At 58.0% G+C, this 18,655-nt stretch carries 18 protein-coding genes; 12 read left to right on the top strand and 6 right to left on the bottom strand.

Annotated features, from left to right (window positions below; translation table 11 throughout):
• Window positions 1-45: 45 nt before the first annotated feature.
• The 3 genes from ACFWW2_RS27320 (at window position 46) to ACFWW2_RS27310 (ending at window position 2,990) form a co-directional block, all read left to right on the top strand.
• Window positions 46-1,128, top strand: coding sequence for an ABC transporter permease (locus ACFWW2_RS27320; protein WP_393933971.1), 1,083 nt, complete (start codon window positions 46-48; stop codon window positions 1,126-1,128).
• Between the two features lie 10 nt (window positions 1,129-1,138).
• On the top strand, window positions 1,139-1,912 hold the full coding sequence (locus ACFWW2_RS27315; protein ID WP_393933969.1) for an ATP-binding cassette domain-containing protein: 774 nt from the start codon (window positions 1,139-1,141) through the stop codon (window positions 1,910-1,912).
• Between the two features lie 79 nt (window positions 1,913-1,991).
• Window positions 1,992-2,990 carry a LacI family DNA-binding transcriptional regulator gene (locus ACFWW2_RS27310; protein ID WP_393933967.1) on the top strand — a complete coding sequence of 333 codons (999 nt, stop codon included), beginning with the start codon at window positions 1,992-1,994 and terminating at the stop codon, window positions 2,988-2,990.
• 6 nt (window positions 2,991-2,996) lie between these two features.
• Here ACFWW2_RS27310 and ACFWW2_RS27305 read toward each other — a convergent pair whose 3' ends face one another.
• From ACFWW2_RS27305 to ACFWW2_RS27295, 3 genes are read right to left on the bottom strand one after another with little or no spacing between them, the layout of a single operon-like run.
• Window positions 2,997-4,151, bottom strand: a complete 1,155-nt coding sequence (locus tag ACFWW2_RS27305; RefSeq protein WP_393933965.1) for a Gfo/Idh/MocA family protein — start codon at window positions 4,149-4,151, stop codon at window positions 2,997-2,999.
• A 3-nt stretch (window positions 4,152-4,154) separates the two neighbouring features.
• The gene (locus tag ACFWW2_RS27300) at window positions 4,155-5,051 is read right to left on the bottom strand and encodes a TIM barrel protein (RefSeq protein WP_393933963.1); all 897 of its coding nucleotides are present in this window, start codon (window positions 5,049-5,051) and stop codon (window positions 4,155-4,157) included.
• Between the two features lie 15 nt (window positions 5,052-5,066).
• Window positions 5,067-6,167, bottom strand: coding sequence for a Gfo/Idh/MocA family protein (locus tag ACFWW2_RS27295; RefSeq protein ID WP_393933961.1), 1,101 nt, complete (start codon window positions 6,165-6,167; stop codon window positions 5,067-5,069).
• 117 nt (window positions 6,168-6,284) lie between these two features.
• Here ACFWW2_RS27295 and iolD point away from each other — a divergent pair, with 117 nt between their 5' ends.
• Genes iolD through iolG form a run of 6 tightly spaced genes read left to right on the top strand, consistent with a single transcriptional unit; the run spans window position 6,285 to window position 12,637 of the window.
• Complete coding sequence (iolD, locus tag ACFWW2_RS27290; protein ID WP_393933959.1) at window positions 6,285-8,150, top strand: 3D-(3,5/4)-trihydroxycyclohexane-1,2-dione acylhydrolase (decyclizing); 1,866 nt, start codon at window positions 6,285-6,287, stop codon at window positions 8,148-8,150.
• Window positions 8,151-8,987, top strand: a complete 837-nt coding sequence (locus ACFWW2_RS27285) for a phytanoyl-CoA dioxygenase family protein (protein WP_393933957.1) — start codon at window positions 8,151-8,153, stop codon at window positions 8,985-8,987. It begins immediately after the preceding gene.
• The gene (gene iolC / locus ACFWW2_RS27280; protein ID WP_393933955.1) at window positions 8,984-9,967 is read left to right on the top strand and encodes a 5-dehydro-2-deoxygluconokinase; all 984 of its coding nucleotides are present in this window, start codon (window positions 8,984-8,986) and stop codon (window positions 9,965-9,967) included. The genes ACFWW2_RS27285 and iolC overlap by 4 nt, the downstream gene beginning before the upstream one ends.
• 12 nt (window positions 9,968-9,979) lie before the next feature.
• Entirely contained in the window at window positions 9,980-10,822 is an 843-nt protein-coding gene (locus ACFWW2_RS27275; protein WP_393933953.1) for a 5-deoxy-glucuronate isomerase, read from the top strand.
• Window positions 10,819-11,646, top strand: coding sequence for a class II fructose-bisphosphate aldolase (locus ACFWW2_RS27270; protein ID WP_393933951.1), 828 nt, complete (start codon window positions 10,819-10,821; stop codon window positions 11,644-11,646). Before ACFWW2_RS27275 ends, ACFWW2_RS27270 begins: the two co-directional genes overlap by 4 nt.
• Window positions 11,647-11,650: 4 nt before the next feature.
• Window positions 11,651-12,637 (top strand): inositol 2-dehydrogenase, encoded by a 987-nt coding sequence (gene iolG / locus ACFWW2_RS27265; RefSeq protein WP_393933949.1) that lies wholly within the window; start codon window positions 11,651-11,653, stop codon window positions 12,635-12,637.
• Here iolG and ACFWW2_RS27260 read toward each other — a convergent pair.
• Both ACFWW2_RS27260 and otnK read right to left on the bottom strand, forming a co-directional pair.
• Window positions 12,634-13,284 (bottom strand): aldolase, encoded by a 651-nt coding sequence (locus ACFWW2_RS27260; protein ID WP_393933947.1) that lies wholly within the window; start codon window positions 13,282-13,284, stop codon window positions 12,634-12,636. The genes iolG and ACFWW2_RS27260 overlap by 4 nt on opposite strands.
• Window positions 13,281-14,516, bottom strand: a complete 1,236-nt coding sequence (gene otnK / locus ACFWW2_RS27255; RefSeq protein ID WP_393933945.1) for a 3-oxo-tetronate kinase — start codon at window positions 14,514-14,516, stop codon at window positions 13,281-13,283. The genes ACFWW2_RS27260 and otnK overlap by 4 nt, the downstream gene beginning before the upstream one ends.
• A 135-nt stretch (window positions 14,517-14,651) precedes the next feature.
• On the opposite strand from otnK, the gene ACFWW2_RS27250 reads away from it, so the two are divergent.
• The gene (locus ACFWW2_RS27250) at window positions 14,652-15,491 is read left to right on the top strand and encodes a fumarylacetoacetate hydrolase family protein (RefSeq protein WP_393933943.1); all 840 of its coding nucleotides are present in this window, start codon (window positions 14,652-14,654) and stop codon (window positions 15,489-15,491) included.
• 11 nt (window positions 15,492-15,502) lie between these two features.
• Here the strand turns inward: ACFWW2_RS27250 and ACFWW2_RS27245 are convergent, their stop codons facing one another.
• Window positions 15,503-15,937, bottom strand: a complete 435-nt coding sequence (locus ACFWW2_RS27245) for a MarR family winged helix-turn-helix transcriptional regulator (RefSeq protein ID WP_393933941.1) — start codon at window positions 15,935-15,937, stop codon at window positions 15,503-15,505.
• 67 nt (window positions 15,938-16,004) lie between these two features.
• On the opposite strand from ACFWW2_RS27245, the gene hmgA reads away from it, so the two are divergent.
• Complete coding sequence (hmgA, locus tag ACFWW2_RS27240) at window positions 16,005-17,366, top strand: homogentisate 1,2-dioxygenase (RefSeq protein ID WP_393933939.1); 1,362 nt, start codon at window positions 16,005-16,007, stop codon at window positions 17,364-17,366.
• Between the two features lie 3 nt (window positions 17,367-17,369).
• Window positions 17,370-18,644, top strand: coding sequence for a fumarylacetoacetase (gene fahA, locus ACFWW2_RS27235; RefSeq protein WP_393933937.1), 1,275 nt, complete (start codon window positions 17,370-17,372; stop codon window positions 18,642-18,644).
• The last annotated feature ends 11 nt before the right edge of the window (window positions 18,645-18,655 follow it).

Below are 18,655 nucleotides of genomic sequence, written 5' to 3'. Positions count from 1 at the left end.
GCGCCCAGAGCGCACGACTGACATCGACGACAGAGGAGCGGGTCATTGGCAGAAGCATCGCATGGTGTCGGGGGGCTGACTTACGACAAGTCCAAGCGGTCCTGGCCGAATGAACTGAACATCTTTATTGCGCTGATCATCATCATCGCCATTTTCGAGATTCTGGGGCAGCTGCTCCCCTATATGAATGGGCAGAGCTTCCTCTTCGATACGCAGGACCGGTTCAATTCAATCTTCAACGAAGCGCGTCTGAGGATCATCATCCTGCAAGTTGCCATTATCGGCATCATTTCACTGGGTGTGACGCAGGTGATCATTTCTGGTGGGATTGACCTGTCTTCTGGTCCGTTGGTCGGGGCGGCGGCGATGATCGTGATGTCCTTTGCCCAGACCGAACTGGTCAACGGTAACCCAAATCCCAAGGCGGTGTTTGGTGACTGGGCGTTTGACCTTCCGGTGATTGTCCCCGTGATCGTTGGTCTCTGCTTCGGCGCGTTTATCGGCGCAATCAACGGCTCACTCATCGCATTCACACGTATCCCGCCCTTTATCGCGACATTGGGTATGTTCCTGATCTGCCGGGGTATCGCCCAATGGTGGACCAAGGGCCAGCCGGTGTCTTTTCCCACGGAGAGCTTTGCCTGGCTGGGGTCTGGTATGATGCCGGTCGTCTGGTTTATCATGCTGGCCGTCCTGTGTCACATCGCCTTGCGATACACGGTCTACGGCAAACACACCTACGCCATCGGATCGAATGAGGATGCAGCCCGCATGTCTGGTATCAATGTCAAACGGCACAAGGTGCTGGTCTATATGATCGCATCGATGCTGGCGGCGTTTGCAGCCATTATTCTAAGCTCCAAGAACCTTACCGCACAGACAGGCATGGGCCAGTTCTATGAACTTTTCGCCATTGCGATGGCTGTTATCGGCGGCGTCAGCCTGACCGGTGGGCGTGGCTCTATCATTGGTACGGTACTGGGTGCGATGGTGTTCGGGGCGATCCAGTCAGGGTTCACCTACATCAAGCTGGACGCGTTTTATCAGCTGATGGCGATGGGTACGATCATCATCAGTGCAGTGGTCCTTGACCAGTGGCGACAACAACGCGCAGCGTCAGCGGCCTAAGGGGAAAACCATGTCGGATATCATTCTGGAAACCCGCGACCTGACCAAACACTACGGAGGTGTGCATGCGCTGGAAGGCGCGGATTTCATCCTGAAACAAGGTGAACATGTCGCCATCATGGGTGACAACGGCGCGGGCAAATCCACCTTCGTCCGTCAGATCACCGGGGTGGAACAGCGCACACGAGGTCAGGTGATCTTTGACGGCAAACCCGTCAACTTCGCGGGTCCTCTTGACGCCCGTGAGGCGGGTATCGAGGCAGTGTTTCAAACACTTGCCTTAGCTGACCACTTGGATGTGCCCGACAATCTTTTCCTGGGCCGAGAAAAGACCAAATTCAATTGGCTAGGCCCGTTTCGGTTTCTTGATTACAAGGCCATGCGGCAGGACACGATCGACGCGCTGCAAAAGACGGGTGTGAAGATCCCCAACATCAACAATACAATCGAACGGATGTCGGGCGGACAGCGGCAATGTGTGGCCATTGCGCGGACAGCCAGCTTCCGGTCCAAGCTGACAATCATGGACGAACCGACAGCGGCACTTGGCGTGCAGGAAACTGCCCAAGTTGAAAACATTGTCCGTACGCTCAAGGAACAGGGCGAACCCCTGATCTTGATCAGCCATAATATGCGGCAGGTCTTTGACCTCGTGGACCGTATCATCGTGTTCCGACGCGGCAGGATTGTCGCAAATCTCAATAAGGAAGAGACTGACGGGCAAGATGTCGTGGCCTATATCACGGGCGCCAAAACAGGTGCTGAATACGAAGGCGCAGCGTAGCAGAAGTGTCATCATCACGGGCTGGCTTGGTGCTTCGAAATTGGATAAAGACCCTTGAACTGACACAGGAGAACGCAGCTTGGCCGTGACACTCAAAGACGTTGCAGCCCGCGCGGGGGTGTCGCGCTCTGCGGTCTCGCGTACCTATACGGAGGGTGCGTCCGTCTCTGAAAAGACTCGCGCCAAAGTGCAAAAAGCAGCAGAGGCGCTGGGTTACAGTCCAAACGCGCTTGCATCGTCGCTGACGACCGGACGAACCAAGCTGATCGGGCTGGTGTCCAACAACTTCCACAACCCCATTTTTCTTGAGGTATTCGACCGCTTTACAAAGGGCCTGCAAGAGCGCGGTTTGCGCCCACTTCTGGTCAATCTTACCGACGAAGTAGATCCGGAAAACTCAATCCGTATGCTGCGCGCCTATTCTGTGGATGGCGTCATTGTGGCGTCATCGACATTGCCTGTCGCCTTCGCCGAAGGGTTTCGTGATGCAGGTGTTCCTGTGGTGCACTCCTTTGGCCGCCACTCGGCCAGCCCCAATGTGAATGTGCTAGGCATTGATAACATCGAGGCCGGGCGCATGGCCGCCAATACGCTGATTGCGCGCGGCTATCGGCGACTGGCGTTTCTGGGCGGGCCGGAAACAGCGACATCGACCCAGGACCGGCTGAAAGGTTTTGCAGAGGTCAACAACGCAAACCCCGATGTCGAGATGACAGTCACGTTTGCCGACTCTTATTCCTTCGATGCGGGCCGCGCGGAAATGCGGCGCCTGCTGCGGGAAACCCCGGCAGAGGCCTATTTTTGCGGTGACGACGTGCTGTCGATTGGCGCGTTGTCGGCAATCCAGTCGGCTGGCCTGCAGGTCCCAGATGACATCGGCATTCTTGGTCTCAACGACATGGAGATGGCGGGGTGGGAGAACATCAACCTGACCACTATTCACAACCCGATCAAACAGATTATCGCCTCTTCGATCGAGTTGATTGAGGCATCATTGAAAGACGACACACGCTATCCGGAAGCACGATTATTTGCGTGTCATGTTGTCGAACGGGGTACCTTACGTCCGTTTTCATAGGCAGTTTCAACGAAACATGGGCGGTCGTGCATCCAGCCAAACACCTTCATTTTTCCCTGATTCAGCAACGGCGTAGACAGCCGCCATAGACCGCAGGCCATCTTCGGCGCGGGGGTAAAGGTTCGCCGCTGGGTCCATCACGCGGCCCTCTTTGCGGGCGCTGATCGCTTCTGCCAGATCAGTGTAGATATTGGCGAATGCGAGCGGCATGCCTTCGGCATGGCCGATGGTAACGCGCGTCGTCCGGTCCGCCTCCCGTGACAGGTTTGCCTCTCCACGTTCGATCACCTGCAGACGACCCCCAAGTGGCATATAGTACAGTTGGTTGGGCTGTTCCTGGCTCCAGCGCAGCCCGCCAGTTTCGCCGAAAACCTGAATGCCAAGCCCATGTTGACGGCCGATGGCGATGGAAGACGTCCAAAGCCTGCCAACCGCGCCACCATCTATGCGGAAATTGACCATGGCGTCGTCTTCAAGCGTACGCACATCAATGCATGACACGGTATCCGCCGAAAGTTTCGTCACCTCCTGTCCGGTGACAAAGCTGGCCATGTGCAGCGCGTGAATACCGCAATCGGCGAACTGGGCCGATACACCGGCCTGTGCGGGATCATAGCGCCAGCGGACGCGTGGGTTGTCCGCATCAGTGGCGTCGGCGTGGTGGCCGTGGGCAAACTCGGCGTTGACCAGACGGACCTTGCCAATATCACCACGTGCGATCATGGCGCGCATATGCCGGACCAGTGAATAGCCGGTATAGCCATAGTTCACTGCACAGATATTGCCGGTCTTTTTGGCGACTTCCACGATTTCTTCGCCTTCCTCGACAGTCATTGTCATGGGTTTTTCGCACAGCACGTGAAACCCGTTTTCCAGAAAGGCTTTGGTGATCTCAAAATGGGTCGCGTTGGGGGTCGCGACGGTGACCAGATCAACCTTGTCGTCGCGCTTTTTCTCGGCTTCCAGCATGTCCTGCCAACTGCCATAGGCGCGGTCACCAAGGCCAAGACGACGGCCATAATCGATGCCCTGTTCGGCCCGATGGTCCAGCGCGCCGGCTGCAAAAGTGAACAGCCCGTCCAGACGCGCACCCAACCTGTGGGCCGGTCCGATCTGGCTGCCTTCACCGCCGCCGATCATACCCCAATTCAGCACTGCCATGGCTCAGGCCCCCTCAAAACCGATGGATTGCAGATAGGCACGATTCAGTTTCGCATCATCGATGGGTGACGTGTCGCCTGTCGGGTCGCAATCCTGTTCGACCGTGCACCAACCGTCAAAACCGGCGTCAAGCAGCACCTGCCGCACAGCCGGGAAATCAACGTCGCCGTCGCCCAGATTGCAGAAAATACCCTGCCCGCAGGCCTTGTAAAAATCTGTCCGGTTGGCCACTGCATCGGCTTTGACCGCCGGATCGATATCCTTGAAATGCATATAGCTGATCCGGTCGATATGCCGCTTCATGAAGGCCACCGGGTCAAACCCTGCATAGGAATGATGGCCGGTGTCGAAACAGATCTTGAGAATGCTGTCGTCAACCTCGTCCAGCAACCGTTCAAGCTCTGGCTCAAAATCGATGAACCCCGCCGCGTGGGCATGAATGCCCACCGTCAGCCCGTAATCCCCGGCGCCCATTTGGGCCACAGTGGCGATCCGGTCGCGGAACGCGGCCCATTCGGCACTATCCATCTGCTCGGCCTCAGACGCACGACCAGCAGTCGGTGCGCGGCGGAGCGATATGCTGTCGATCAGCACCAGATGCTGCGCGCCATGGGCCTGCAACGCCTTGCAGGTACGCACCGCCCCATCCATAACATCGTCCCATTTGTTGGGATCGTGGAATGGGCGGAAAACCACGCCGCCGACCAGTTCCTGCCCGAATTCTTCCAGAGCATCGCCCAGAATAGTGGGGTCTTCGGGCATGAAACCAACCGGCCCCAGCTCTATCCCGGTATAGCCTGCATCGGCGTTTTCCTGCAGGACTTTGCGCCAATGCGGATTGCGCGGATCGTCCGCGAATTCCACGCCCCACGAACAAGGCGCATTGCCGATCTTGATCATTCCTATCGTTCCTTATCAGTAGTCGGCGACATTGACCCAGGCCTGCTTGCGGCTGGAGTCCATGACGGCTGCGACGATGCGATTGACTTCGAGGCCTTCCGCAAAGGTCGGCCAGATATTGCGGTTTTCATGGATGGCGGTCAGGAAATCCCGCGCCTCGATGATGATCTGATCCTGATAGCCGGTGCCATGGCCCGGCCCCTGACAGAATGGCAGGTAATCGGGATGCGCCGGGCCGGTCAGGATCTTGCGAAAGCCGCGTTCGGATTCCGGCCCTTCGGTCGTATAAAGATGGATCGCGTTCTGGTCTTCCTGATCGAACCGGATATGCCCTTTGGTCCCATGAATTTCATAGGCATAGCCCATTTTGCGCCCAGTCGCGACACGGCTGAAAAACATATGCCCCTGCATCCCGTTTTCGAACCGGCACATCATTTGCGCCTGATCATCATTGGTTACCGCCTCACCCGCCCGTTCGGGATGTACGGTTTCGACGCTGGCGCACAGGCTGGTAATCGGCCCGATCAGCGCGCGTGCAGCGTTGATCATATGTGGGGCAAGATCACCCATGCAGCCATTCGCATCACCCTGCCCACGCCAGCCGCCAATGGTGGGGTCCGCAAAGAAATCTTCCGTCATTTCGCCCCGGAACCATGTCAGCTGCCCGATCCGACCCTCGGTGATCAGTTGGCGGGCGAACTGTGATGCCGGTGTGCGGATGTAGTTGAAACCAACCATGTTGATAGCATCCGCCGCCTGTGCCGCAGCGACCATGGCATGGCTATCTGCAAGGGATGCACCCAGTGGCTTTTCACACAAGACCGGTTTGCCCAACGCAAACGCAGCCTCGGCAATGGCGCGATGGGTATGCTGGGGTGTTGCGACAACAATCGCATCGACATCCGGGTCATCTACCAGCTTGCGCCAGTTGCTGGTGGCCCGGGCAAAACCATAGGCCTGCCTGTAGCGTTCCGCGGAGTCCGGTGAGGTTGCGCACACCATCTCTAGCTTGGGCCGCAACGCGGTATCGAAGACAGCCCCAACTGCGGCAAACGCCACTGCGTGGGCCTTGCCCATATAGCCGCCACCGACGATTCCGATCCGTATGTCGGTCATTGCGGCGGCCCTCCCGAAAAACCAATTGCAACCGGTTGCAAAATGGTTATCTTTGGTTGCAGCGCGGGTCAACAGGAATGTTGGCCGTTTTCGGTTTCACCGCTTGGGGAGGGCAGCTTGGGACAGGCAACGATTACCTTGACTGTGGCGCAGGCCATCGTCCGCTATCTGGCCGCCCAATATATCGAGGTTGACGGTGTGCGGACCCGGGTCTGCGGCGGTGGCTTCGGCATTTTCGGCCATGGCAATGTGACGTGTCTGGGTGAAGCGCTGTATGATCATCAGGATTCCTTGCCGCTGTATCGTGGACAGAATGAGCAAGGGATGGGATTTGCCGCAGCCGCCTATGCCAAGGCCTATCTGCGCCGTCGTTTCATGTTTTGCACAGCCTCTGCCGGGCCGGGTACCGCCAATCTGCTGACCGCCTCTGCCCTTGCCCATGCCAACCGTTTGCCCATGCTGATGCTATGCGGCGATGCCTTTCTGACACGCCTGCCCGATCCAGTCCTGCAGCAGTTGGAGCATTACGGGAACCCCGCGCTGGGCCTGAACGATGCGTTCAAGGCGGTAACCCGGTATTGGGACCGCATTACATATCCGGCTCAGATTATCCAGTCACTGCCAGCCGCGTTGAACACCATGCTGGACCCCGCCGATTGTGGTCCTGCGTTTATCGGTTTGCCACAGGATGTGCAGGGCTGGACCTACGATTATCCGCTGTCTTTCTTTGAAGAGCGTGTGCATCGCATTCGCCGTCAGGCACCTGATGTGGCAGAGGTTGCCGACGCTGCCGCTGTCCTGGCCGGGGCCAAACGCCCGATAATCATTGCAGGCGGGGGTGTGCAGTATTCAGGCGCGGTCGCAGAACTAACTGCATTTGCTGAGGCGCATGGCATTCCGGTGGTCGAAACAATTGCCGGTCGCGCCAACCTTCTGGATGATCATCCGCTGAATATCGGCCCGATTGGCGTGACCGGATCAGACAGCGCCAATACAATTGCCGAGCAGGCGGATGTGATCCTGGCCGTTGGTACGCGCCTGCAGGATTTCACAACCGGATCATGGACTGCCTTTGCGCAGGATGCCCAGATTATCGGGTTGAATGTCGCCCGCCATGACGCGGCGAAGCATATGTCGCTGGCTGTCGTGGGCGATGCCAAGCTTGGGCTGGATGCTCTGGGTCAGGCTTTGGACGGATACAAGGCCCCTGATGCGTGGAAAGCGCAGGCGCAGGCCGAGCGTGCCAAGTGGGTCGAGTACGTTGCCGAAAATACCCGCGTGGGCAATGGCCCCGCCTCATACGCGCAAGCGATTGGGGTGGTGAATGCCCATTGTCACAAACGCGACCGCGTGGTTGCCGCAGCTGGTGGACTACCGGCAGAGGTAACGGCGAACTGGCGCACGCTGGATATCGGGACCGTTGATGTCGAGTTTGGTTTCTCCTGCATGGGTTATGAAATCGCCGGGGGCTGGGGCGCCCGGATCGCGCAGGCCGAGATGGAGCCGGAGCGAGATACGATCGTGTTTACCGGCGACGGATCCTATCTCTTGATGAATTCGGACATCTATTCATCCGTCCTGACCGAAAAGAAGATGATCGTGCTGTTGCTGGACAATGGCGGCTTTGCTGTCATCAACAAGCTGCAGAACAACACGGGCAACGAAAGTTTCAATAATCTGATCGCCGATACACCAACGGCAACGCATCAGGTCGAGGTTGATTTTGAGGCCCATGCCCGCGCCATGGGTGCCTTGGCCGAAACTGTGGATAACCCCGCCGGTCTCGCCGTTGCATTTGCGCGGGCCAAGGCGGCCGACCGGACCTATGTGATTTGTATGAAGGTTGACCCCTATGACGGCTGGACGACCGGTGGCCATGCCTGGTGGGAGGTCGGGACACCGCACGTTTCAGACCATGAAAAGGTGACCGCCGCCCACAAGGATTGGGAAAGCACCCGCAGCCGTCAGCGCAAGGGGGTCTGAATGCTGCGCTTTGACGCCACGAATGCTGATCCAGTGACCATCGTTGAAGAATTGCTCAACGAGAAAGGGGCAGTTCTGATTTCGGGCCTGTTCACTGCCGATCAGATCGCAGAGGCGCGGCGCATCATCCACGAACATTCTGCAGAGGCGGATACCGTGACCCACTTTCAGGGGCAGGCCGCTGCGGACGGCAAACTGAACCTGCAGCGTCGGGTCTGGAACCTGCTGGCCAAGGGCGATGTGTTTTCCGACATGGCCGCACATCCAGTGATCATGACAATCCTGCGCAGGTTTCTGGGGACCGAGTTCATCATGGGGTCCATCGCGGCAAACCGGATTCTTCCCGGCGGGCCGGGGCAGGAACCGCATGTCGATTATCCCTATTGGGATTTCTACAAGGCAGAGACGCATCCAGTCGGGTTGAACGGCTCTTTCCCGATGAATGCGCAGGTTTCTGTGCTGCTCGACCCGTTTACGGAAGAAACGGGCGCCACTGCCTATGTGCCCGGTTCGCAGAAAGAATTGCGCTATCCAACCGAGGCTGACAATTTCTATGACAGATGCGAAAGGATGCTGGGTGAACCCGGTGATGTCGCGCTGTTTTACGGCGTTGCCTGGCATTGCGCGATGCCGAACAAGTCCGATCAGGACAGGTCTGCCGTCCTGATCAATTATCTCCCCAAATGGGTCAAGCCGTTGGAAGACATGCCAGCCGCCCTGCCTGACGATTTTATGACCAATGCCTCGGCTGACCTGCGTCAGTTGCTGGGACTCAACTACCCTTACCCGGAGGTGCTGGATCAGGCCAAATCAGGCAATGCGGTGGGCCGCAAATGAAGCGGTTGATGGACGGCATAAAGGCCAACAGCTTTGTCATCATTGGGCGGGCTGGCATGGACTTCTTTCCTGATCCACCTGGAACGAAAACCGAAGATGGTGTGACATTCACTGCCGCACTTGGCGGGTCGTCCGCCAATATCGGTGCCGGTATCTGCAAGCTGGGCGGCAAGGCGGCGCTGGTTACCCGCGTCAGCGATGACAGCATCGGGCGTTACTGCGTGAACCAGCTAGAGCATTACGGCGTCGATCCCCGCCATGTGACGCCGGTGGGTGGCGAATACCGCAACTCGCTGGCAGTCTACGAAAGCCGGATCGATGATCATCAGACGGTTATCTACCGCAACGGCGCGGCGGATTTTCAGATGGACGACAGCGATGTGGCGGCCGTCGATTACAGCCAGTATGGCGCGCTGATCACAGCGGGCACCGTGTTTGCCGCCGAACCGTCCCGTGCTGCCACATTCAAGGCGTTTGATCTAGCCAAAGACGCCGGTTTGCCGATCATCTTTGACGTGGATTACCGACCCTATTCCTGGCCATCGCCCAAGGTTGCCGAAGAGGTTTTGAGCCGGGCCGCAACCCGTTGCGACATGATTGTCGGCAATGATGAAGAATTCGGTTTCATGGCCGGGCATATTGACAAGGGGCTGGACAAGGCGCGCGCCTTGTCAGCCGACAACGCAGGTATTGTTGTTTACAAGATGGGTCAGGACGGCGCGATCACCTTTGCCGAAGGGCGCGAGATCCGCACCGGAATATACACGGTCGAAGCCCTGAAACCCACCGGCGCGGGCGACAGTTTCATGGCGGGGCTGATGACCTCGCTCGCTGCCGGGCATGACCTGAAGACGAGCATTTTGCGCGGGTCGGCCTGCGCGGCCATTACGGTATCAAAGCCGGGCTGCGCCCCAGCCATGCCTGACACCGCCATTCTGGAACAGTTTCTGGCCGATCATCCCGGTCCCACCGACGCATAAAGGAGCCAGCACATGCATATCGCGCCCTATGACAACCAGAATAAACCGATTGTCGATATCGATGATCCGACGGTGCCCCTGAACTATTTCAACATCGTAAAGCTGAAAAAGGGTGAGGCGTTCGAATATGCCGTGCCGGGATACGAGACCTGTATCGTGCCCGCGACCGGGACGGTCGATATCGATATCGAAGGGTTCAAGGCCGCAGCACTTGGCCACCGGGTCGAGGATGTCTGGGATGGTGAGCCTGAGGGTGTCTATGTCCCCACGGCGGCCAAGGCGGTGATGGAGTGCAAGTCTGACGAGGCCGAGGTGTTTGTTTGCGGCGCCCGTTATGACAAAGTGCTGGATGCATTCGCTATCAGGTCAGATGAGCTTGATCTGGTGCAATACGGGTCGGACGACACCAAAACCCATCGCAAGATCAAGCATATCCTTGGCACCAAATACCATGGCAAGGTGGGTCGCCTGCTGGTGTCGGAACTGTTCACGGTCGGCGAAGGCGGCTGGTCAGGGTTTCCCAGCCACAAGCATGATACGGACCGTTTGCCCGATGAAACGCGCCATGACGAAACCTACAACTTCCGCTTCAAACCCAACCATGGGTCCGGTGTGCAGATGCTGCAACGCGAGGATGGCGAGCCGGGTGATGCCTACCACATTGTCGATGGCTCGACGATCTGCCTTGATAGCGGCTATCACCCTTGCGCGGTTCTGCCGGGCTATCAAATGTATTACTTCACTATTCTGGGTGGCCTGTCCCAGCGTTCGCTGATTCAGTATTTCCAGCCCAGCCACGCCTATCAGATCGAAACGATCCCGGGCATCAAAGACATGATCGCGAAGTTCAAATGACGCTCGCTACATTGGCAGAGGTGCTGCAACCTGCCATGGCAGGGGGCTACGCAGTGGCCGGGCTGGTCACGCTGGGCTGGGAGGATATGCGCGCCTTTGTCGCTGCTGCAGAGGCCGAGGAATGCCCGGTGATCCTGCAGGCCGGACCAAGCTGCCGCGCTCATACGCCGCTGCCTGTTCTGGGCAAGATGTTTCGTCATCTGGCCGAAAGTGCGCGCGTCCCAGTCGTGGGGCATCTGGATCACGGATATACGGTGGACGAGTGCAAGGAGGCACTGGATGCCGGTTTCACATCTTTGATGTTTGACGGCTCGCGCAAACCGCTAGCCGACAATATCGCAGAGACGAGGGCCATCGCCGAGATGGCGCATGGAGCGGGCATTTCCTGCGAGGGCGAGATTGGGTTTGTCGGCTACGCCGATGGCGAGAGCTCTGCCGGGACGGACCCGGAAGAAGCAGCCCTGTTCGCCCGCGAAACGAGTGTGGATGCTATGGCGATCTCCGTCGGGAATGTGCATTTGCAGCAAGATAAGCAGGGTGGGCTGGATGAAGGGCGTATCGCTGCCATTCAGGCGTTAACGGATGTGCCATTAGTGATTCATGGCGGATCGGGGGTGCCGGTTGATCAGCGCAGGCGCCTCGCTCGGACCAGCAATATCTGCAAGTTCAATATCGGGACCGAACTGCGCATGGCATTTGGTGATGCCTTGCGTGCAGCGGTGAATGCCGACCCGGACCGTTTTGATCGGGTGGCGATCCTGAAGGAGACTCATGACCCGATGGTTGCAGCAACCCGGCGGGTGTTGGCGGCATTGAAAGGATGACGAAATGCTGAATATCGGGCTTTTGGGTTGTGGGCGCATCGGACAGGTGCATGGCGCGACATTGCGCGGGATGACGACCGCGCGTGCCGTGGCGGTGTCCGATGCTGTACCAGCAGCCGCACAGGCGCTGGCGGGCAGTCTGGGCGCTAAGGTGATGAGCAGCGACGATTTGCTGGCTGATCCGGCTATCGATGCAGTGGTGATCGGGACGCCCACGACCACACATTACGATCTGATCCATCAGGCGGCCGCCAACGGTAAGGCGATCTTTTGCGAAAAACCAGTGGATCTTTCGGTCGACCGGATCGGGGAATGTCTTGCAGCGGTGGAAAAGGCCGGCGTGCCTTTCATGACCGCCTTCAACCGTCGTTTTGATCCGAATTTTGCGCATCTGCAGCGCCAGATTGCGGATCAGGTGATTGGCGATGTGGAACTGGTAACGATCCTGTCGCGGGATCCGTCCCCGCCACCGATTTCCTATATCGAAACCTCAGGCGGCATTTTCCGCGACATGATGATCCACGATCTGGATATGGCCCGTTTCCTGCTGGGAGAAGACCCGGTCGAGCTGCATGCATCCGGGTCCTGTCTGGTTGATCCTGCGATTGGTGAGGCCGGGGATTTCGACACGGCCGCCGTCACGCTCAAGACGGCCAGCGGCAAGATCTGCCAGATTTCGAACTCGCGTCGGGCCAGTTATGGCTACGATCAGCGGATCGAAGTGCATGGGTCCAAGGGCCTGCTGCGCGCCGAAAACCAGCTCCAGAATACGGTAGAGCTGGCTAACGAGGCCGGGTTCAAGCGAGCAGCGACAGAGCCGTTTTTCCTCGAACGCTACGCCGCGGCTTACCGAGCCGAGATGACGTATTTCGTAGAGACGGTTGCGTCAGGGGGCGTCATGACCCCGTCCGGTGAGGATGGGTTGAAGGCACAGATACTGGCCGATGCAGCGACAGCCTCTGCAAAGGATGGCCAGTTGAAACGGCTCTAGTCGTCCCAATCGATGTCGAACGCGGTGACCACGGCTTGCACCTGATCGTCAGTAAGGGCACGCGCTGTGACGCCACGCATCATCATCGCCAGTCGGGCCGTGTTTTCCAGTTCTTCGATGGCGTTGCAGGCGGCCTCTACATCCTTACCTGCGACCACCGGACCATGGTTGGCCAGCATGACAACACTGCGCTTGCCCGCCAGTCCGCGCACGGCCTCCCCCATCGCTGGATCGCCAGGCAGGAAGAAAGGCAACAGCTTCACCCTTCCAAGTTGCATCAGCCCGTAAGGTGTCAGCGGGGGCAGGAAGTTGTCGGGATCGGCATCAGGCATCATGGACCAGGCTACCGCGTGACAGGAATGCAGATGCACCACAGCCCCGGCCGTTTCGCGGGTTTCGTAGAAGGCTGAATGCAACGGCATCTCCTTGGTCGGTTTGTCACCACCAATCAATGCACCTTGATCATCAAAACGACTAAGCGATCCGGGGTCGAGCCGCCCGAAGCTGGTGCCTGTGGGCGAGACCAGCAGCCCACCGTCGGGCGTGCGCGCAGAGACATTTCCGGTGCTGCCATGGGTTAGGCCGCGATCAAACAGTGATTTGGCCAGCAGGCAAATCTGCTCGCGCAGCTTCGCCTCCGCGCTCATGAGCCGCGCAACATGGCATCGGCCTTCGCAAAGAAATCCTCTGAGCCGAAATTGCCGGATTTCAATGCGACGACCAGTTTGTCGCCTGCGCGAAGGGCGGGCACACCGGGATCAATTTCTGGCCCAATTTCCAGTTTTTTCAATCTCAAGCCTTCGACCACGGCACCCGACGTCTCGCCACCTGCGGTGATCACCCGGGTGGCGCCGCCCGCTACAGCGCGGCGTGCGACCTCGGCAAAGAAGGTTTCTAATGCGCTGGCGGATCGTTCGCGCCCGAATTCTGCTTGGACGTCTTTCACGACGGCCGGATCGGCCGAACTGTAGACCAGCGGTAAGTCGGTTTGATCCATCAGCCATGAAACGACATCGGTGGCCGTCAGCCGACCTTCGATCACATCTGCCGCGTTGATCTCGCGCGCCGGATGGTCAGCTTTGTGTTGCGCCACTTGGCCAAGGGTCGCAATCGAGCAGGACCCGGACAGCGCGATGGCCTTACCGGGTTGGCCGGTCCATGGCGGGGTTCCGGGGCTACAGCCGAAATTGGCAGGCAGGCCCAGTGCTACGCCAGAACCGCCGGTGATCAACGGCAACTCCCGCGCCGCCTGACCGATTGCATACAGGTCCGCATCGCGGATGGCGTCAACAACAATGTGCCGATGACCTGCCTGATGTTGCCTTTCAAGCGCGGCCGAGATTGCGTCTGGCCCGGCAAAAACATCCTGCACTCCAACATGACCAACACTGTATTTTGTCTGCGGCTTCAGCCATCGCCGGATATCCGAGTCAGTCATCGGTGTCAGGGGATGATTCTGCATACCGCTTTCGTTCAGCGGCTTGTCCCCGACAAACAGATGCCCCTGATAAAGCGACCGCCCCGTGCCCGGAAAGGCAGGACAAACAATGACCTTGTGCGCGTCCAGAGCATCGGCGAGCGCGTCTGCAACCGGACCGATGTTCCCTTTAGCCGTGCTGTCGAAAGTCGAGCAGTATTTGAAAAAGATTTGCCGGCAACCCTGCGCCAACAGCCAATCCAGGGCCTGTAGTGATTTGCGCACAGCCTCGCCCGGTTCAACAGAACGGGACTTGAGCGCCACAACACCCGCCTGAACGCCGGTGCCGGCCTTGGTGTCGGGCACACCGGTATACTGCGTCACGCGCATTCCGCCCTTGGCCAGCGTGTTTGCCAGATCGCTCGACCCGGTAAAGTCATCGCCGATACAGCCAAGTAACATTCTCACACTCCTACCGTCATGACGGCAGAAAACGCTGTCACGCGTCTTGCGTCAAGTATAATGTATACATTATTTTAATGTTGGCCGTGCTGATGTGCCGGTTATGATCCGGTAACACATACAAGGATTGATCAGATGAAGCTTTGCCGTATCCGGACTGATGGTGGAGTACGCCCTGCGCTGGTGGATGCCGATGGGCAACTGCGTGATCTTGGCGGGCATATCGCTGATGTGGACGGGGCAACTGTGGGTCCCGCAGCGTTGGACGCATTGCGGGCAATTGATCCTGCAGATCTGCCACTGATCAGCGGAGAATATGAGCCGATCCTGTCTGATATCCGCCGGATCTTCTGTATCGGCCTGAACTATTCCGACCACGCCATCGAGGCGAACATGCCTATCCCCGACCACCCCATTCTGTTCATGAAAGCTTGCCCTGCCACAGGTGCCAATGACCCGATCATCATCCCGAAGGAGTCGGAAAAGACAGATTGGGAGGTAGAACTGGGCGTCGTCATCGGCAGCGAAACAAGGCATGTTTCGCAAGCTGACGCCCTGTCTCATGTCGCTGGCTATTGCGTGGCCAATGACGTGTCCGAACGCAGCTTTCAGATGGATTTCGGCGGCCAATGGATCAAAGGCAAATCCTGCGACAGCTTTGCCCCTATCGGCCCGTGGCTTGTGACGAAGGATGAAGTGCCGGACCCACAGGCATTGGACATGTATCTGGACGTCAATGGTGAGAGGCGGCAGACGGGAAATACACGAACCATGATCTTTCCGGTGGCCGACATCGTATCATTCGTCAGCCGCTTTATTACCCTGATGCCCGGTGATGTCATCATGACGGGAACGCCGCCCGGCGTGGGCATGGGAATGAAGCCAGCGCAATACCTGCGGGCCGGTGATGTCGTCACACTGGGGATCGACGGGTTGGGCACTCAACGACAAGAGGTTGTCGCTTATCGCGCGTGATAGGTATTCCGCTAAAACTTGGCAATCTTTACAAGGCAGCGACGCAAGGTTGCCACCTCTTCATCAGTGAAAGGGGCTGTCAGGTTTGCCTCAAAATCCTGCGCGGCGCGGTAGAGATCACGGAATGCCGCGCGCCCCGCGGCTGTCAATTTCAGCGTTTCATGCCGCCGATCATCGGGTAGCGGCGTTCGGGTCAGAAAGCGCCGCTTTTCCAGCGCTGACACGGCCCTGCTGACCTTGGTCTTGTGGATGCGGGCGCGGATGCAGATTTCTTTCGCGGTCATGTCACCATAGTGCCCGAGATGGAAAACCACCCGCCATTCCGTGCGCAGCATCCCGTACCTGGCTTTGTAATAGCGCTGGAAATCAAGGCTCGACATTTCGGCGGCCTGATTGAGAAGGTAGGGCAGGAAATCCTGCAGGTCGAAAGGGGTATCATCGGTCATCGGCGGAAACTATGGCTTGTTAGTTACAAAAACAACTAATATCTGAAGGCGCAAGCAGGAGGTTGCCATGAACAAAGACATCTCGCCCCATGCGCTGCAATCGGCTGGAACCTCGGTCGGAACGGTGGCCGGCTACATGCCCGGCTTCGGAAACGACTTTGAGACAGAGGCGCTGCCGGGTGCCTTGCCGCAAGGCATGAATTCACCCCAGAAATGCAACTACGGGCTTTATGGTGAACAGCTTTCAGGCACCGCCTTTACCGCGCCGAGCCATCAGAATGAACGGACCTGGTGCTATCGCATCCGCCCGTCGGTGAAGCATACGCATCGGTTTCAGAAGATTGATTTGCCACATTGGAAATCCGCGCCGCATATCGACCCTGATGTGATCTCGCTTGGCCAGTATCGTTGGGATCCGGTGCCTCATTCGGATCAGCCGCTGAACTGGCTGACCGGCATGCGGACGATGACAACCGCAGGTGACGTGAACACACAGGTCGGCATGGCGAGCCATATCTATCTTGTGAACGAAAGCATGGTGGATGCCTATTTCTTTTCCGCCGACTCCGAGCTTTTGGTCGTACCACAGGAAGGTCGGTTGCGGTTCTGTACGGAGCTGGGTGTGATCAACATTGAACCGCAGGAGATTGCGATCATCCCGCGCGGGCTGGTGTACCGCGTTGAGGTGCTGGACGGCCCCTGCCGGGGGTTTGTCTGCGAAAACTACGGACAGAAGTTTGACTTGCCTGGGCGCGGCCCGATCGGGGCCAACTGCATGGCCAATCGCCGCGATTTCAAAACGCCTGTTGCGGCATTTGAGGATCGCGAGACGCCATCGACAGTCACGGTCAAATGGACGGGTCAGTTTCACCAAACCGAGATCGGCCATTCGCCGCTGGACGTGGTGGCATGGCACGGCAACTACGCGCCTTGCAAATATGATCTGCGGACCTATTGCCCGGTCGGCGCGATCCTGTTCGATCACCCTGATCCTTCGATTTTCACAGTTCTGACCGCCCCATCAGGGGTAGAAGGCACTGCAAATATCGATTTTGTGCTATTCCGTGATCGCTGGATGGTGGCCGAAAACACCTTCCGCCCACCGTGGTACCACAAGAATGTCATGTCCGAACTGATGGGCAACATTCACGGCATTTATGATGCGAAGCCCAAGGGCTTTGTGCCTGGCGGAATGAGCCTGCACAACATGATGCTGCCCCATGGGCCGGATAAGAACGCGTTTGAAGGGGCATCGAACGCCGACCTGAAGGCCGAGAAACTGTCGGACACCATGTCGTTCATGTTCGAAACCCGGTTCCCCCAGCATCTGACCAGATATGCAGCGCAAGAGGCCCCGCTGCAGGACGACTATATCGACTGCTGGAGCGACCTCGAGAAGAAGTTCGACGGAACACCGGGGGAAAAGTAGCGCATGCCGCTGATGAAAAGCTGGGTGGAAAGCGCAAACAATGCCGACCGCCCCTTTCCACTGAATAACCTGCCTTACGGCGTGTTTTCTGTTGGCGATGGCGATCGACGCTGTGGAGTAGCCATTGGTGACCAGATCCTTGATCTGCGCGGGTTGTCAGAGGCTGGGGTGATCAGCTTTCATGGCATGATACCTTCAGAAGTGGCCAACCCCTTCCTTGCCTCAACATGGAATGGGTTCATGGAACTCGGACCCGGTCTATGGAGATGGTTTCGAGAAACACTTCAGAAGTCATTGGCAGCAGAAAGCACCAAAGCAGACACGATCCGCCCTCATCTTGTGCCGCAAGGCGACGCGACCATGCATCTGCCGATTGAGGTTCGTGAATACACCGATTTCTATGCCGGCAAGCACCACGCGACCAATGTCGGCACCATGTTCCGCGGACCCGAGAATGCGCTGCCACCCAACTGGTTGCACATTCCCATCGGCTACAACGGGCGCGCCTCGTCGGTCGTGGTCAGCGGCACTGATATCGTTCGCCCCAATGGTCAGACAAAGGCACTTGATGCGGATATGCCATCCTTTGGCGCCAGCAAGCGGCTGGACATCGAGTTGGAGATGGGAGCGATCGTTGGCACCGCGTCGGAACTGGGTCGGCCCGTCACCGTTGCCGAAGCGGACGACATGATCTTTGGTTATGTGCTTCTGAACGACTGGTCTGCACGTGATATTCAAGCGTGGGAGTATCAGCCTTTGGGCCCGTTTCAAGCCAAGGCATTCGCCACATCGATCAGCCCCTGGATCGTGACCAAAGCCGCGCTGGAACCGTTCCGCACCTCGACCCCACAACGTGAAAAAGACCTTCTGCCCTATCTGCGTGAACCGGGGCCGATGCTTTATGACATAGACCTGCAGGTCACGATGGCGCCAAAGGGCAGGGGTGCCACCACCATTACGCACACCAACTACAACCAGATGTACTATTCCGCCGCGCAGCAATTGGCGCATCACGCCAGTTCCGGCTGCGCGATGAATACCGGTGATCTGCTGGGGTCGGGTACGATATCTGGCCCGGAGAAGGATCAGCGCGGCAGTCTGCTGGAACTCACATGGGGTGGCAAAGAGCCGTTGACCCTATCCACCGGCGAGACGCGCACCTTCATCGAGGATGGTGACAAACTGACTCTGCATGGTGCCGCCAAGGGTGACGGCTATCAAATCGGGTTTGGTGAATGTACCGGCACGATCAGACCGGCCCCCAAATTCCCAGTATAAGAGGACAACAA

The organism is Yoonia sp. R2-816 (assembly GCF_046762905.1).
In the GTDB taxonomy this organism is placed as follows: domain Bacteria; phylum Pseudomonadota; class Alphaproteobacteria; order Rhodobacterales; family Rhodobacteraceae; genus Yoonia.
The sequence above is the reverse complement of the archived record's forward strand: the minus strand, read 5'-3'. Positions and strand labels throughout refer to the sequence as shown.